Source organism: Anabaena sp. CCY 9910 (genome assembly GCF_963920875.1).
Lineage (GTDB): Bacteria > Cyanobacteriota > Cyanobacteriia > Cyanobacteriales > Nostocaceae > Trichormus > Trichormus variabilis.
The window spans coordinates 34,001-48,761 of record NZ_CAWUDJ010000025.1 but is presented as its reverse complement, the minus strand read 5'-3'; the positions used below and the strand labels follow the sequence as shown (position 1 = coordinate 48,761).

General features: G+C 42.7%; 16 protein-coding genes and 1 pseudogene. 13 read left to right on the top strand and 4 right to left on the bottom strand.

All coding sequences use genetic code 11. From position 1 onward, the window contains the following. Positions 1-23: 23 nt before the first annotated feature. The 3 genes from cynS to ACM5QX_RS18220 all read right to left on the bottom strand — a co-directional run bounded on the left by cynS (position 24) and on the right by ACM5QX_RS18220 (position 2,853). Positions 24-464: a cyanase gene (gene cynS / locus ACM5QX_RS18230; RefSeq protein WP_414754812.1), complete on the bottom strand. Its 441-nt coding sequence runs from the start codon at positions 462-464 to the stop codon at positions 24-26. A gap of 120 nt (positions 465-584) precedes the next feature. Next, the gene (locus ACM5QX_RS18225) at positions 585-1,013 is read right to left on the bottom strand and encodes a hypothetical protein (protein ID WP_414754811.1); all 429 of its coding nucleotides are present in this window, start codon (positions 1,011-1,013) and stop codon (positions 585-587) included. Between the two features lie 31 nt (positions 1,014-1,044). Beyond that, positions 1,045-2,853: an ABC transporter ATP-binding protein gene (locus tag ACM5QX_RS18220; RefSeq protein WP_414754810.1), complete on the bottom strand. Its 1,809-nt coding sequence runs from the start codon at positions 2,851-2,853 to the stop codon at positions 1,045-1,047. 174 nt (positions 2,854-3,027) lie between these two features. Between ACM5QX_RS18220 and ACM5QX_RS18215 the strand changes: the two genes are divergently transcribed. From ACM5QX_RS18215 to ACM5QX_RS18155, 13 genes and pseudogenes are all read left to right on the top strand, one after another. Continuing rightward, positions 3,028-3,876 (top strand): prohibitin family protein, encoded by an 849-nt coding sequence (locus ACM5QX_RS18215; RefSeq protein ID WP_041456237.1) that lies wholly within the window; start codon positions 3,028-3,030, stop codon positions 3,874-3,876. A 48-nt stretch (positions 3,877-3,924) separates the two neighbouring features. After that, positions 3,925-4,341: a DUF1824 family protein gene (locus ACM5QX_RS18210; protein WP_011319761.1), complete on the top strand. Its 417-nt coding sequence runs from the start codon at positions 3,925-3,927 to the stop codon at positions 4,339-4,341. 112 nt (positions 4,342-4,453) lie between these two features. After that, entirely contained in the window at positions 4,454-6,394 is a 1,941-nt protein-coding gene (locus ACM5QX_RS18205) for an ABC-F family ATP-binding cassette domain-containing protein (RefSeq protein ID WP_414754809.1), read from the top strand. A gap of 248 nt (positions 6,395-6,642) precedes the next feature. Then, entirely contained in the window at positions 6,643-7,146 is a 504-nt protein-coding gene (locus ACM5QX_RS18200) for a pentapeptide repeat-containing protein (RefSeq protein WP_010995470.1), read from the top strand. 52 nt (positions 7,147-7,198) lie between these two features. After that, positions 7,199-8,377 carry a formate-dependent phosphoribosylglycinamide formyltransferase gene (gene purT / locus ACM5QX_RS18195; RefSeq protein WP_414754808.1) on the top strand — a complete coding sequence of 393 codons (1,179 nt, stop codon included), beginning with the start codon at positions 7,199-7,201 and terminating at the stop codon, positions 8,375-8,377. Between the two features lie 143 nt (positions 8,378-8,520). Then, positions 8,521-8,769, top strand: a complete 249-nt coding sequence (locus ACM5QX_RS18190; RefSeq protein ID WP_414754807.1) for a hypothetical protein — start codon at positions 8,521-8,523, stop codon at positions 8,767-8,769. Next, positions 8,759-9,127, top strand: a complete 369-nt coding sequence (locus ACM5QX_RS18185) for a type II toxin-antitoxin system RelE/ParE family toxin (protein ID WP_414754806.1) — start codon at positions 8,759-8,761, stop codon at positions 9,125-9,127. The genes ACM5QX_RS18190 and ACM5QX_RS18185 overlap by 11 nt, the downstream gene beginning before the upstream one ends. 19 nt (positions 9,128-9,146) lie before the next feature. Beyond that, positions 9,147-9,257: a DUF4926 domain-containing protein gene (locus ACM5QX_RS18180; protein ID WP_414754805.1), complete on the top strand. Its 111-nt coding sequence runs from the start codon at positions 9,147-9,149 to the stop codon at positions 9,255-9,257. Between the two features lie 113 nt (positions 9,258-9,370). Next, positions 9,371-9,949, top strand: coding sequence for a GNAT family N-acetyltransferase (locus tag ACM5QX_RS18175; protein ID WP_414754804.1), 579 nt, complete (start codon positions 9,371-9,373; stop codon positions 9,947-9,949). A gap of 488 nt (positions 9,950-10,437) precedes the next feature. Next, positions 10,438-10,652, top strand: a pseudogene (locus ACM5QX_RS18170) (SulP family inorganic anion transporter); the annotation flags it as partial. A gap of 138 nt (positions 10,653-10,790) precedes the next feature. Then, complete coding sequence (locus ACM5QX_RS18165; RefSeq protein WP_011319769.1) at positions 10,791-11,900, top strand: sodium-dependent bicarbonate transport family permease; 1,110 nt, start codon at positions 10,791-10,793, stop codon at positions 11,898-11,900. 85 nt (positions 11,901-11,985) lie between these two features. Beyond that, positions 11,986-12,318, top strand: a complete 333-nt coding sequence (locus ACM5QX_RS18160) for a P-II family nitrogen regulator (protein WP_011319770.1) — start codon at positions 11,986-11,988, stop codon at positions 12,316-12,318. 277 nt (positions 12,319-12,595) lie between these two features. Beyond that, the gene (locus ACM5QX_RS18155) at positions 12,596-13,957 is read left to right on the top strand and encodes a cation:proton antiporter (RefSeq protein ID WP_414754803.1); all 1,362 of its coding nucleotides are present in this window, start codon (positions 12,596-12,598) and stop codon (positions 13,955-13,957) included. 381 nt (positions 13,958-14,338) lie between these two features. On the opposite strand, the gene ACM5QX_RS18150 is transcribed toward ACM5QX_RS18155, so the two are convergent. Then, a complete protein-coding gene (locus ACM5QX_RS18150; protein WP_011319772.1) occupies positions 14,339-14,611 on the bottom strand; it encodes a hypothetical protein in 273 nt (90 codons plus the stop codon). Between the last annotated feature and the right edge of the window lie 150 nt (positions 14,612-14,761).

The window sequence follows — 14,761 nt, the reverse complement described above, 5'->3', positions numbered from 1 at the left end:
TAACTATTGCGATGAGTCAAAGACTACCACTTTTTGTAAGGTAAGAATTTACCAGACATAGTAATCTTAACGCGATCGCCTTTTGGGTCTGCTTCTTTTTCCACATCCAAGGTAAAGTCAATTGCACTCATAATTCCATCGCCAAACTTTTCCTGAATGACTTGCTTAATCGGAAAGCCATACACCTGCATAATCTCATAGAAGCGGTAAATCAGTGGGTCTGTAGGCACAACTGGCCCCAAGCCTTTGATTGGATATTCAGTTAAATGTTGAATATAGCTGGGGTCTAATCCCAATGCTTCCACCAGTAACTTAGCTTCTTCCTCTGATGCGCTTGCTTGGCGGTAGAATAAGGCAGCAATCCATACTTCATTCCGCCCCAAAATTGCTTCTAAGTCAGCAAAGCTGAGTCCTTGGTCTTTCTTCGCCTGTAAGAGAGTTTGCGTAATTTCCGGTATCGACATCTGATAAATCTTCTACTGAATTAATTTTGTCAGAGAAAATTCTACCATGACGTAGCAAGTAATAGGCGATGGTAGGTCATCGTAGTCTTGCTATTCTACCAAGGTGCAAATTTATCTACGTTAAACCACAATCTGACCACTCATACGCTGTTCTAATAATTCCAACAACCCATCTACATCCTTCCCGACTTGCTCAAAACAGAGGGGTGGCGGGGGTTCTGGTGCAAACTGAATTAACTTGATTTCACCTCTACCAATACCAATCATCAAGACTTCAATTTCTGGTTGATTATGTTCAATAATTCCCAAAAGTTCTTGGAGTCGATTTTCTACATTATTATTTAATTTCTCTACAGCCTCTTGCGGGCAGTAAACAAAATGTGGTGTAGGCTGTAAATCGATACCGATAGTACCTTGGCTATCACCATTTTCTAACCATAACCCCCAAAAAAGTGCAGCCAAATCTTGCTGATTTTCTTTCACAAACCTATCTAACTGGCCACGCCACTTACTATCACCTGATTCCGACTTAGTACTACCAAACATCATAAATAATTAGTCATTGGTCAACAGTTATTACTCATTTCAAACCACTCTGCACACGCCAGAGACTAGCATATATTCCATCCTTGTTTAACAATTCTTGATGGGTTCCTGACTCCACTAATTGTCCATGTTCCATGACATATATACAATCAGCATTGCGAATTGTGGAAAGACGGTGAGCGATCGCAATTGTAGTTCTATTGATGGTAATTCGTTCGAGCGATCGCTGAATTGCTGCCTCTGTTTCATTATCCACTGCCGAGGTAGCTTCATCTAAAATCAAAATCGGTGGATTCTTCAAAACCGCCCGTGCAATGGCTATTCGTTGTCTTTGTCCCCCAGATAACTTTTGCCCCCTTTCTCCCACAATTGTTTCATAACCTTGGGGTAGATGGCTAATAAATTCGTGCGCTTCTGCTATCTTGGCAGCAGTGATGATTTCTTGTTCTGTCGCATCGAAAGTACCGTATGCTATGTTCTCAGCGACCGTGCCATGAAATAGGAATACATCTTGACTAACTAAACCCATACTACGGCGTACATCGCGTAGCTTTAAATCTTCTATATTGATCCCATCTAAGGTTATTTTCCCAGCTTGCACTTCATACAAGCGCAGCAGCAGTTTCACTAAAGTACTTTTACCAGAACCAGTAGAACCAACAATAGCAATAGTATTACCTGCGGGTATTTTCAAAGATAAATGTTTAACTACAGGTAATCTATCTTTATAGGCAAAAGTAACATTGTTAAATTCCACTGCACCGCGTACTTCTTCTACAGGTAAAGCAATATTTCCTGTATACGCTGTAATTGGAGTATCTAACAACTCCATCACTCTATTAGTGGAAGCCATAGCCCTTTGATAAAGATCAAAAGTTTCCCCCAATCTAGTTAAAGGCCAAAGTAGTAGCTGGACTAAAAATACTAATGAACTATAAGCGCCTACGGACATTCTCCCCGCAACGGTTGCCATACCCCCAAATAGCAGCAATGAGGTAAATCCTACGAGAATTAGCATCCGAATTAGGGGAATAAAAGCGGCAGATAAGGCGATCGCTCTTGTGTTACTTTGACGATAAGCGGAACTATCTATTTCTAAACGCCCTTTTTCATACTCTTCCGCCGTAAAGCTTTTAATTGTGGTGATACCACTCAGGTTATTGGACAAACGCCCATTGAGTAACCCTACTTTTTCCCTTACATCGGCGTAACGTGGTGCTAGCAATTTCTGGAAAGCCACCGAACCCCACAGAATAAATGGCATTGGTAAAATAGCCATCCAAGCTATGCTGGGAGCCAAAATAAAGAAGGCACCGCCAACGACTACAATAGTCGTGACTACCTGGATAATGTCGTTAGCGCCCACGTCCAAAAAACGTTCTAGTTGGTTAACATCATCACTGAGGATAGACATTAAACCACCTGTGCTACGTTCTTCAAAATAAGCCAATTCCAATTCTTGTAGGTGACTATATGCGTCCAAACGTAAGTTATGCTGGATATTCTGTGCTAGGTTACGCCATAACACGCGATAGCGATATTCAAAAAATGACTCTAGTATCCAAGTGATGACTGTGAGCAGCGCCACAATTAAAAATTGCCCAAAGATATCTTTTATTCCCAACTGAGCAATGATAGAATCCTGCTGCTTAACTACCACATCCACCGCCATACCAATTAAAGCTGGTGGAGCTAAATCAAAAAGCTTATTTAGAATTGAACAACCAACCGCCAACAACATTTGTTGACGATACTGGTATCCATAGTCAAACAGGCGCTGTAAAGGATGTGCAGAATGTCTACGCCTTTGTAATACCCGGTGAGATGGAGATGCTATAGCCACAGCCGTTGCAAGTTGTGTGCAACTGATATTACCACAGAGTGGAGACAGGGGGCATGGTGTAAGACAACACGGTCTTCTCGACGAGGTGCTACGCGAAGGGTAGGAAGAGAAGAGAACTATTAACTATGGACTGTCAACATTTAACCTTCAACTAATGACTACGGAGAAACAAGCTTGAAAAACCAGCAATTGGGAAATTGGCAAACTACTGTTTTCGGAATTTTGGTGGCAATAATTGTGATTATTGGGTTAAATTCCTTTATTATTATCAATCCAGGGCAGGCAGGAGTGTTGAGTATCTTAGGGAAAGCTAGGGATGGGGCGTTACTAGAGGGAATTCACTTGAAGCCGCCTTTGATTTCGGCCATAGATGTTTATGATCTCACCGTCCAAAAATTTGAAGTACCAGCAGAAAGTTCTACCAAGGACTTGCAAAATTTGTCTGCTAGGTTTGCTATTAACTTTCGCTTAGATCCCATTCAGGTGGTAGATGTGAGAAGAAAGCAAGGAACTTTAGAAAATATCGTCTCGAAAATTATCGCGCCCCAAACACAAGAAGCATTTAAAATCGCTGCGGCTAGAAGAACCGTGGAAGAAGCAATTACCAAGCGGAGTGAATTAAAAGAAGACTTCGATAATGCTTTAGGCGATCGCCTAGATAAATATGGAATAATAGTATTAGATACTAGCGTAGTTGACTTGACCTTCTCGCCGGAATTTGCCAGAGCCGTAGAAGAAAAACAAATTGCTGAACAACGCGCCCAAAGAGCCGTTTACGTAGCGCGAGAAGCCGAACAAGAAGCGCAAGCAGAAATTAATCGAGCCAAAGGGAAGGCAGAAGCCCAAAGACTTTTAGCAGAAACTCTCAAAGCCCAAGGTGGGCAATTAGTACTGCAAAAAGAAGCCATAGAAGCCTGGAAAACTGGTGGCGCGCAAATGCCCAAAGTTCTAGTCATGGGTGGAGAATCACAGGGCAGTGTACCCTTTATCTTTAATTTAGGGAACACCCAAAATTTAAACTAATTGTCTACTCACACACAAACACAACTTAGGAACATAATAAAGTAGTTTATGTCAATGCCCAATCATCCCAATCTTACCACCGCCGACGCGAAAAAAATCCTCAATAAATTCAACTGCTTAGATATCGCCCCGATTCTCAAGCCATCAGAAAAAGAATCAGTTCGTCGGGCATTGATTTTGATCACCAAACTTTCTGACTATCAAATATTAGGAATTTGCGCCGATACAGCCGACGAAGGACTACTAGCTATGAAAACCTACTCTCACGCTTTAGGTTATGAAGTTCCTATTGATCTACCTGTAGTTGAAGGCCCAGTCTACATTAAATTAAATGGCAAAAATGGTCTGTGTTATCTCGACTCCTACGCAGGGCATCATCGCGGTGTTCTAGTATCATGCCAATCTTACTATGAAGGAGGAATCAACGAAATGTATGGACATCTACCCCTCGACCTATTTGTTTAAAAGTTTAGATTTAATCTGAGGTACGCTACACTCAATAAGCGTACCTCTTCCTCCTCAAATCTTCTGACCTTTGCACCTGGGCGTGAGCTAAACAGTATCTTTTAAAATTGCTATGAGCGTCATCACATTACAATCAGTTAAAAAAGACTTTGGAATCAAAGAAATTTTAAAAGATGCTAGCTTTAGTTTAGATGCTACCGATAAAGTTGGCTTAATAGGTACAAACGGTTCCGGCAAATCCACTTTATTAAAAATGATCGCCGGCATAGAATCTATTGATAGTGGACAAATTCTTTGTACTTCTGGTTCTAAAATCATCTACTTACCCCAACAGCCAGACTTAGATGAAAACCGTACTGTTTTAGAACAAATTTTTGCCGACAGTGGCGAACAAATGACCTTAGTACGTGAGTATGAAGAACTTTCTGATAAACTAGCTCACTACCCGGAAGATAGCCAAATCATGTCTCGCCTTTCCGTTGTCATGCAGCGCATGGACGCAACTAACGCCTGGGAGTTAGAAACCAATGCCAAAATTATCCTCAGCAAACTAGGAATTACTGATTTTGATGCGCCCATTGGTAGTTTGTCTGGCGGCTATCGTAAACGCATAGCTTTAGCAACAGCCTTACTTGCAGAACCAGATGTTTTACTGATGGATGAGCCAACAAACCATCTGGATGCTCTATCTGTAGAATGGTTACAAAGCTATCTTAATCGCTTTCGTGGGGCATTATTCCTGATTACACACGATCGCTACTTTTTAGATAAAGTTACCAACCGCATCATCGAAATCGACCGAGGTGATGTCTACAGCTATGCAGGTAACTACTCATACTACCTGGAAAAGAAAGCCCTAGCGGAAGAATCAGCCATTAGTACCCAACGCAAACATCAAGGTGTATTGCGGCGAGAACTAGAATGGCTCAAGCGCGGCCCCAAAGCCAGAAGTACCAAACAAAAAGCCCGCATTCAACGCGTCCAAGCTATGCGCGAAACTGAGTTTAAACAAACTCAAGGTAAAGTGGATATCTCCACAGTTAGCCGCCGCATTGGCAAAAAAGTGATTGATTTACACAGCATTTCTAAAGCCTATAATGACCGCATCTTAATCAAAGATTTTACCTACGAGTTTAGCCCAGAAGACCGCATCGGCATTATCGGCGGTAACGGTGCTGGCAAATCTACCTTAATGAATATCATTACCGGGCGTATAGAACCCGATGCCGGTAAAGTAGAAATTGGTTCTACCATCCACATTGGTTATTTTGACCAACATTCTGAAGAATTACTCACAGCTGTAGATGAAAATCAGCGCGTGATTGACTACATTAAAGAGGAAGGGGAATTTGTTCAGATAGCTGATGGGACAAAAATTACTGCTTCCCAAATGTTAGAACGCTTTCTCTTTCCAGGGAATCAACAGTATGCACCAATTCATAAACTATCCGGTGGTGAAAAACGCCGATTGTTTCTCCTGCGTATCCTCATCAGCGCCCCCAATGTCTTGATTTTAGATGAACCGACAAACGATTTAGATGTGCAAACACTAGCAGTCTTAGAGGACTACTTGGAAGATTTTAGCGGTAGCGTGATTGTAGTTTCCCACGATCGCTACTTTTTAGACCGTACTGTTGATACAATATTTGCCTTGGAAGAAGGTGGAAACTTGCGGCAATATCCAGGTAATTATTCAGTTTATCTAGACTACAAAAAAGCCGAGGAAGCACAACAAGCAACACTTAACACTAAAGAAAAGACAAAAAATTCCCCAGAAACAAAAGTTACATCGCAAACTAAAGATGTAGAAACTAAAAAACGGCGTAGACTATCCAATTGGGAAAAGCGGGAATTTACCGAGTTAGAAGGCAAAATTGCTCAACTAGAGGACGAAAAAACCCAAGCCGAGCAAGCACTAACTCATGTCCCTCCCGGCAATTATACCCAAGTACAAAAACTCTACGAACAAATAGAAGCGCTAAAGCAAGCAATTGATGTAGCGACTGAGCGCTGGTTAGAATTAGCGGAGATAGAGTCTTCCGAGAGTGGGTAAGCGCAACATGATAGCTCGAAAGCAGAATCTACCATCAAACCTGGCATTAAAGGATGCCCGAATTGCCAACACAAATCAATTCTTTAAAAACTCGGCCACTGAGTTTACCAAAAGTTCGCCTTAATATTGACAATCAGATGTTACTCTTTGTCTGAGTGGAAGTTTGACTAGGTTTTCAGGTTAGTGCTTTTCATCGGGCTATTGATAACTTTAGCCGTGCATCCAATAGTTAGATATAGTGCCAAACAATGATCATGATCAATCCTCATACTCAAGACATCCGCTCTCAGTCCATTCATTTTTTAGAACAGAGTCCATCAGAACGCCTACAAATTCTGCAAGAATTAGGCTTAGGTCGTTTCAAGTTCTTATCTAAAATCCGTTTGAATGACAGCAACGTTGATTGTGTGATTCGCTTCTTTCAAAATCCCGGACAGATGAAATTTCCCAATCTTTCTGGTGCGGATTTATCTGAATTAAATTTAGACGAAGTAAGTTTAATTCGAGGTAATTTGTCAGAGGCAAATTTACAAGGAAGTAGCCTATTAAATGCTGATCTAATTTTTGTGAATTTCACAAAAGCTGACTTAAGAAAAGCTGATTTAAGAGGTGCAACTCTCAATGGAACTGTTTGGTTAGATACCCTTGTAGATGAATGTCAATTAGGTATTGGTAATGGTTTAACCAAGCAGCAACGTAAAGATTTACAACTGCGTGGAGCTAAGTTCAACTACTTGGCAGATGATAATTAAAATGCAGTATTAACTATTAGGCTGCTGGATTTTATTTATCTGGGAAAGGTGCATGAGTAAGGCAATTATGCTACCCCAAAAACTAATGTTATTGGGGTCAGGTGAGTTGGGCAAAGAATTTGTCATTGCGGCTCAACGTCTTGGTAATTATGTGATAGCCGTTGACCGCTACGCCAACGCACCCGCGATGCAGGTTGCTGATTGTTGTGAAGTAATATCAATGCTTAGTGCTGATGATTTAGAAGCTGTAGTCACTAAGTATCAACCTGATTTTATCATACCAGAGATTGAAGCAATTAGAACCGAGAAACTACAGGAATTTGAAGACAGAGGTATCACTGTCATCCCCACTGCGGCAGCTACAAACTATACAATGAACCGCGATCGCATTCGGGAATTAGCCCATGAAGAATTAGGTATTAGAACAGCGAAATATGGTTATGCGCTCACCTTAAAAGAATTGATTGCTGTTTCTGATAAGATAGGGTTTCCCAATGTAGTCAAACCTGTGATGTCGTCCTCAGGTAAAGGACAATCGGTAGTTACTACAAAAGAGGAAGTAGAAAAAGCTTGGAATTATGCGATCGCTAATTCTCGTGGTGATAGTCAAAAAGTCATAGTCGAAGAATTTATCAACTTTGAAATTGAAATCACACTCCTCACCATTAAACAGTGGAATGCACCCACAATTTTCTGTTCACCCATCGGACACCGCCAAGAACGAGGCGATTATCAAGAATCTTGGCAACCAGCAGGCATAAGTGAAGATAAGATATTAAAGGCGCAAGCCATAGCCAAAACCGTTACCGATGCTTTAGGCGGAGCGGGTATATTTGGGGTAGAGTTTTTTATAACTAAAGACGAAGTAATCTTTTCCGAACTATCACCCCGTCCCCACGATACAGGCATGGTGACATTAATTTCACAAAACTTGAACGAATTTGAGTTACATCTTAGGGCAATTCTCGGCCTACCAATTCCTAAAATAGAACAGTTAGGTTTCTGCGCCAGTGCCGTAATTTTAGCATCAGAAAAATTAGATGCAGTTGCCTTTACAGGGATAGCTGAAGCCTTAGCCGAACCAGATGTAGATATTAGACTGTTTGGTAAACCCACAGCACATCCTTACCGCCGCATGGGTGTAGCTTTAGCCAAAGCAGAGAACGTGGAAGCAGCTAGGGAGAAAGCGACAATAGCGGCGAGTAAGATTTATATCATTTGTGAGTCCTGAGTTGACTTTGATTTATGCTGTTTGATTTCAGTCTTTGTTCATTAGAAGATGTACATCCTTGGGGTGAAACTCCAAATTTAAGATTGTTATGGTATCGCTATGACAATCTGGCAAATTAACTCAACCCCAATCCCTGAAAACCCATGAAAGCGATCGAAACTACTGCTACCGTCAACGATCAAGGACAACTCTCTCTTGATCAGCCACTTGCTATACCTTCTACTCGTCGAGTGCGAGTGATTGTACTGATTTCCGAAGATGAACCTGATGAAGATATTGACGATACTCCCACTGAAGTTGTTATAGAAGGTATTCGCCAAGGGTTACACGAAGCTTTTACCGGAAAAACGATCCCCCTCTCCGAAATGTGGGAAGGTATTGATGTTGACTGACCCATCATCCATCCAAATTGAACTCACCCCGCGCTTCAAACGTGACCTCCGTGACCTTGTCAAACGCTATCGTCAAATTCGATCTGACCTCCAACCCTTAATCGAACAACTCAAAGCAGGTGAGCTTCCAGGCGATCGCATTGCTGGTGTAAACTATACAGTTTTCAAAGTCCGGCTCAAAAATAGCAATGTTCAAAAAGGTAAAAGGGGTGGCTATCGTGTCATTTATTACCTCAAAACCCCTGAAAATATTATTCTGGTAACTATCTACTCTAAATCCGATATCTCTGATGTAGATGCCGAAGTCATTGAAGAGGTGATATCACAATACGAACAACTCCAATTACCCGATCTTTAATATCCGGAAGCGATAGAAGATGAGTAAAAATACAGTCAAGTTGTTGGGTATAGTAGCATTAATAGTTAATCTGCCTAAATATAATCTTTATCGTGGTCAAGTTGGTACGGTAGTAGGATTATTAGCTTAATTCTCAATGATGAAGTTCAACTATCTCGTCAATTGGAGAACTTCAGCCAATGTACCAGAAAGCGATCGCTAATTATTAACATAGATGAAGGTGTAGAATTTCCCATCTAGGTTATGAAGTCAGAACTACCGATAATTGCTAGCGATCGCCTAATATTACGTATAGGTATCCAAGAAGATATCCCCAAAATCCTCAAATACTTTCTGGAGAATAAAGATTATCTCACTCCATTCTATCCTACTTGGGTTGACCAGTTCTTTACAGCAGAATATTGGCACTATCAATTAGAAAATAATTTTTTAGAATTTATCCATGACCAGTCTTTAAAACTATTTATCTTTCCCAAAAAGCGACCGACGGAAATTATAGGCACTATAAATTTTAATAATTTTGTTAAAGGCGCTGCCCATTTTTGTTATGTAGGATATAGCCTCGCAGAAACTGAACAAGGCAAAGGATATATGACGGAAGCTTTAAAAGCAGCTACCGATTATGTGTTTGAAGAATTGAATTTCCACCGCGTTATGGCTCATTATATGCCCCATAATCAGCGTAGTGGCAACGTACTCAAAAGACTAGGTTTTGTTGTGGAAGGTTACGCCAGGGACTATTTATTAATTAATGGTAAATGGCAAGACCATATCTTAACTAGTCTTATCAACCCCAACTGGCAAGAAAACGAAAATAGGTAATGAGTACTGAAAATCCCATAATTACCTATTACCACTAAAACTCCGAAAGGGTACGCCAACAAAATACCCTTTGCAACGCTACCGCGTAGCTTGCTTCCCCGTGGGGGTAAGGGTTCTCCGCAGGAGTACGAAAAGACAGAACAAGCGTTTGGGGCTGTGTATTTGTCGCATTCTTTTTTTAAATTGGTCTAATAACCATAGAAAAATTCTATGCAAACAATATTTTTATCTTAATCATCCATTAAGCACGAATACCCATAGTAGCGTAAAGTTAAAAACATCCAAATAATTTAAATATTACGATTTAGTTTTTTAAAGCTTGAAATCGCTCGACAATCATCCTCAACATTGTGTTGTTGAGACTTTTTTGAGTGTCTGATTGCCGATGCCAGACTTCATTCTCCAACTGAATCTTTATTCGTAGCCGATCTTTTCTATGAAAGGGGGCGCTTCCAATTAGTTCGATCTACCGTTCATTGACCACAAGTATGGCAATCACCAATCTCATCCGGTTTAATAACCTCCGAGGCGATATCTTCGGCGGTATCATTGCTGCCATTGTCTCGTTACCCCTGGCCTTCTGATCTGCCTCTAGGGCGGGTTCCCTCGGTGAACTCTATAGGGCAGTTTGTGTTGGCTTTTTTGCCGACTTGTTTGGCGGTAGCCAACGTTAATTTCTGAACCGACTGGGTTAATGACTATCAGCCCCGTCTACAGGTTCCCATACAGCACCTGCGCTGTAAAGGTGAAGCTCCTCACTCTTACTCAGAGTAACTCTTGAAAGTTCATTTAGTTCATTTATTGCAATACTCCTCATCAGAGGAAGCACAAGGAGGTATTCGTGGATTTTGTGTCGCTGTTCGTGAAGGACTTCATTGCCCAATTGCAGTCCCCAACACTCGCCTTTTTGATTGGTGGGATGATCATTGCTGCCCTCGGTAGCGAATTGGTTATTCCTGAGTCGATTTGTACGATCATCGTCTTCATGCTGCTCACCAAAATCGGTCTAACAGGTGGAATTGCGATCCGTAATTCCAATCTGACTGAGATGGTGTTACCCATGATCTTTGCTGTAATAACAGGGATTACGATTGTATTCATCTCGCGCTATACGTTAGCCAAGCTGCCAAAGGTGAAAGTCGTTGATGCGATCGCAACTGGGGGATTGTTTGGAGCCGTGAGTGGTTCTACAATGGCTGCCGGTCTGACGGTACTGGAAGAACAAAAGATGGCATATGAGGCATGGGCTGGCGCACTCTATCCCTTCATGGATATCCCAGCGCTGGTAACTGCAATTGTTATCGCCAACATTTACCTCAACAAGAAGAAGCGTAAAGAAGCAGTCTACTCTACTGAGCAGCCTGTTGCGGCTGGTGATTATCCCGATCAAAAAGATTATCCCAGCAGCCGTCAGGAGTATCTCAGCCAGCAGAAGGGAGATGAGGATAATCGCGTCAAGATATGGCCGATCATCGAGGAAAGCCTCCGGGGTCCTGCCTTATCGGCAATGTTGTTAGGTCTGGCTCTGGGACTATTCACCCAGCCGGAAAGTGTCTATAAAAGCTTCTACGATCCCGCCTTTCGCGGCTTGCTTTCGATTTTGATGCTGGTCATGGGGATGGAAGCTTGGTCAAGAATTGGTGAACTGCGTAAGGTAGCCCAGTGGTACGTTGTATATAGTGTGGTGGCACCGTTTGTACATGGGCTAATAGCCTTCGGTCTCGGCATGATTGCCCACTACACCATGAACTTCAGCATGGGCGGTGTTGTGATCCTAGCTGTCATCGCCTCCTCTAGTTCAGACATCTCAGGACCACCCACATTGCGAGCTGGTATCCCGTCAGCCAATCCATCCGCCTATATAGGCGCATCCACAGCCGTCGGTACGCCAGTTGCGATCGGCTTGTGTATACCGTTCTTCCTCGGACTTGCCCAGGCGATCGGCGGCTAATCCCAGGCGGATTGAGGTCTGTCGGCGCTTCCTTGACCTGGCAGACCAAGTAGATCAATGTACATCATTTAAGGAGGTAAATAACATGAGCAAGCGTGCCAACAAGCTCGTCATCGTCACAGAAAAGGTTCTGCTGAAAAAGGTCGCCAAGATCATTGAAGAAGCTGGGGCGACCGGTTATACGGTGGTGGATACTGGCGGTAAAGGCAGTCGCAACGTGCGCTCTACGGGTAAACCCAACACTTCCGATACCGATTCCAATGTAAAGTTCGAGGTACTCACCGAAAATCGGGAGATGGCAGAGAAGATTGCAGATCAGGTCGCAATCAAGTTTTTCACCGATTATGCGGGCATTATCTATATCTGTGAAGCAGAGGTACTGTACGGGAGAACTTTCTGTGGGCCAGACGGCTGTTGAATCGAAATGACGCGCCACGAAAGGAACAAGCAAGTCATTGCTGCGAGTTTCTGTGGGTCAGACGACTGTTGCATCAAGAGGACACAGACCCCAAAGGCCGAGGTCATAACCTCGGCTTTTGAGTGACCGTGTTTCCTGTCCGCACTACCTTGATCCTGGTGCAGAATTTATTCTCCCCGCAGTTTTATAACTTCCTCAAACCCTTAACCTTCATTGCTTTAAACTCATGATTTTGTCCAACATTCTGCCTCCTTTCATTGGGGGTATGTCCGCTCTCATGACTCCGATACCATTCCTGGCGACCGTTGTTGCTGAGGATTCACCCATTATTTTGTCTGGCGTATTGCTGACGCTGGTGGTGATTTATCTGGCCAGCAAGTTCGGTGCAGAGATCGCTAGACGCTTGGATTTTCCTCCCGTCCTGGGGGAACTAGTCGCTGGTGTAATTGTTGGCGTTTCGGCATTGCACCTGGTGATCTTTCCCGAAGGGGGGCTGTCTGCCTCTGACTCGGTGATTATGAGGGCGCTGCAAGGATTGAACCAATTGGCACCGGACGCGCTGACCCGAATCTTTGAGTCGCAAAGTGAAGTGATTTCAGTTCTAGCTGAAATCGGCGTGATTATTCTGCTGTTTGAAATCGGACTGGAATCCGATCTGCGGCAACTGAAGGAAGTGGGAATTCAAGCCACGGTTGTCGCCTGTGTCGGAGTCGCGGCACCTTTTGCGGCAGGTACGGCAGGGTTAATGATACTCTTTCATGTCGCAGCCATTCCAGCGATTTTTGCGGGTGCTGCGTTAACGGCAACGAGTATTGGCATTACTTCTAAAGTGTTGTCAGAGTTAGGTCAACTCAAATCCAAAGAAGGGCAAATCATTGTTGGCGCGGCGGTGATTGATGATGTTCTCGGCATTATTGTCTTGGCTGTAGTCGCCAGTTTAGCCAAAACCGGTGAGATTGATGTTGCCAATGTCATTTATTTGATTGTCAGTGCTACGGCATTCTTGATTGGATCAATTTTGTTGGGGGGTGTCTTTAACAAAAGTTTTGTGGCGATCGTAGAGCAGCTCAAAACCCGTGGAAATATTGTGATTCCAGCATTCATCTTCGCTTTCTTCATGGCATTTTTAGGTAACGCCATTCACCTCGAAGCGATTTTGGGTGCCTTTGCTGCGGGTTTGGTACTCGATGAAACCGATCCCAGGAACGAGTTAGATGAATTAATCAAACCGATCGCCGATTTACTGGTACCTGTCTTTTTTGTGACAGTGGGAGCGCGTGCCGACCTCGGTGTTTTAAACCCGGCGTTACCAGAGAATCGGGCGGGACTATTGATTGCAACGTTTTTGATTGCAGTGGCGATTATCGGCAAGCTGATCACAGGTTGGGCAGTGTTTGGACAACCCGGCATCAATCGAGTGGCAATCGGGATTGGGATGATTCCACGCGGTGAGGTGGGTCTAGTGTTTGCCGGCATCGGATCAGCTAGCGGCATTTTGGATAAGCCTCTGGAGGTGTCAATTATTATCATGGTAATTTTGACAACCTTTCTGGCCCCACCTTTTTTACGGGTTGCCTTTGGTTCATCCACGAATCCCATCCCAGAATCTACCACGCCTGCAGAAACAGTAAGTGAGTAACGGCTTTAGGGAGTTCCAAGCAATAAAATCCCCAATGTATAAGAATGATAATTATTATAGGGGAAGGGAAGTCGGGGCTGTCATCGGCAGCCCTGACTTCCCTTTTTATTGAATATATGAATTCACAACATAATGATGAATAGGAAGGCAAATTTACTTAGTGGTCAATCTCAGATAAGAATAACAGGAGCAGAAATAATGAATGAACTTAAAATACTCTTTCCTGTTGAGTTATGAGGGATGAGTAAGTAGAACGTAGCCTAAGCAAATAACAAAAGAAGCAAGTTATTAACTGTTAAATGGGTTCTTTATTAGAAAAAACTTTCACAACTCCCCTATTAGAAGTAAGGGGAGTTTTTGGATTTTACAAGCAGACGCTTTTTAGTTCCAGGGTGAAGGGATAGCTGTTGTTGATAGTACCTTATCAGCCATCAACCTGATTGCGGTTCTACCACAACTGGGACAAGTGAGTTCTAAAACTTGTGGGGAAACTCCTTCTACCTCACTTAATAACCCTTGTTTACAGTGCCAACATTCAAAAATAACTCTGCTGACTGGTTGGTTACAGTCTAGTATTTTAACGTGTTGAAAGTTTCTAGTTTCGTTGTCTTGAGTTCTTGGCTTGTAAGATTTTTTAATTTCTTTAATTTCCATATTGTCTGTAAGTGCTGGTAATTTACATTACAAAATGATGCTCAAGGCATGGGTTGACAATCCGTAGAAGAAAAGGAAGTGTTCAAACCTTGGCTTTTTCTCTTTTCAGGCTTTTTCACATAAAACTGGGCGTCCTTCGATTTTATGTGG

Bases quoted from the DNA above. Each gene is read 5' to 3' on its own strand.
- cynS (WP_414754812.1), bottom strand. From the start codon at position 464: ATGTCGATACCGGAAATTACGCAAACTCTCTTACAGGCGAAGAAAGAC.
- ACM5QX_RS18225 (WP_414754811.1), bottom strand. From the start codon at position 1,013: ATGATGTTTGGTAGTACTAAGTCGGAATCAGGTGATAGTAAGTGGCGT.
- ACM5QX_RS18210 (WP_011319761.1), top strand. From the start codon at position 3,925: ATGTCAATGCCCAATCATCCCAATCTTACCACCGCCGACGCGAAAAAA.
- ACM5QX_RS18205 (WP_414754809.1), top strand. From the start codon at position 4,454: ATGAGCGTCATCACATTACAATCAGTTAAAAAAGACTTTGGAATCAAA.
- ACM5QX_RS18200 (WP_010995470.1), top strand. From the start codon at position 6,643: ATGATCATGATCAATCCTCATACTCAAGACATCCGCTCTCAGTCCATT.
- purT (WP_414754808.1), top strand. From the start codon at position 7,199: ATGAGTAAGGCAATTATGCTACCCCAAAAACTAATGTTATTGGGGTCA.
- ACM5QX_RS18190 (WP_414754807.1), top strand. From the start codon at position 8,521: ATGAAAGCGATCGAAACTACTGCTACCGTCAACGATCAAGGACAACTC.
- ACM5QX_RS18185 (WP_414754806.1), top strand. From the start codon at position 8,759: ATGTTGACTGACCCATCATCCATCCAAATTGAACTCACCCCGCGCTTC.
- ACM5QX_RS18180 (WP_414754805.1), top strand. From the start codon at position 9,147: ATGAGTAAAAATACAGTCAAGTTGTTGGGTATAGTAGCATTAATAGTT.
- ACM5QX_RS18175 (WP_414754804.1), top strand. From the start codon at position 9,371: ATGAAGTCAGAACTACCGATAATTGCTAGCGATCGCCTAATATTACGT.
- ACM5QX_RS18160 (WP_011319770.1), top strand. From the start codon at position 11,986: ATGAGCAAGCGTGCCAACAAGCTCGTCATCGTCACAGAAAAGGTTCTG.
- ACM5QX_RS18155 (WP_414754803.1), top strand. From the start codon at position 12,596: ATGACTCCGATACCATTCCTGGCGACCGTTGTTGCTGAGGATTCACCC.
- ACM5QX_RS18150 (WP_011319772.1), bottom strand. From the start codon at position 14,611: ATGGAAATTAAAGAAATTAAAAAATCTTACAAGCCAAGAACTCAAGAC.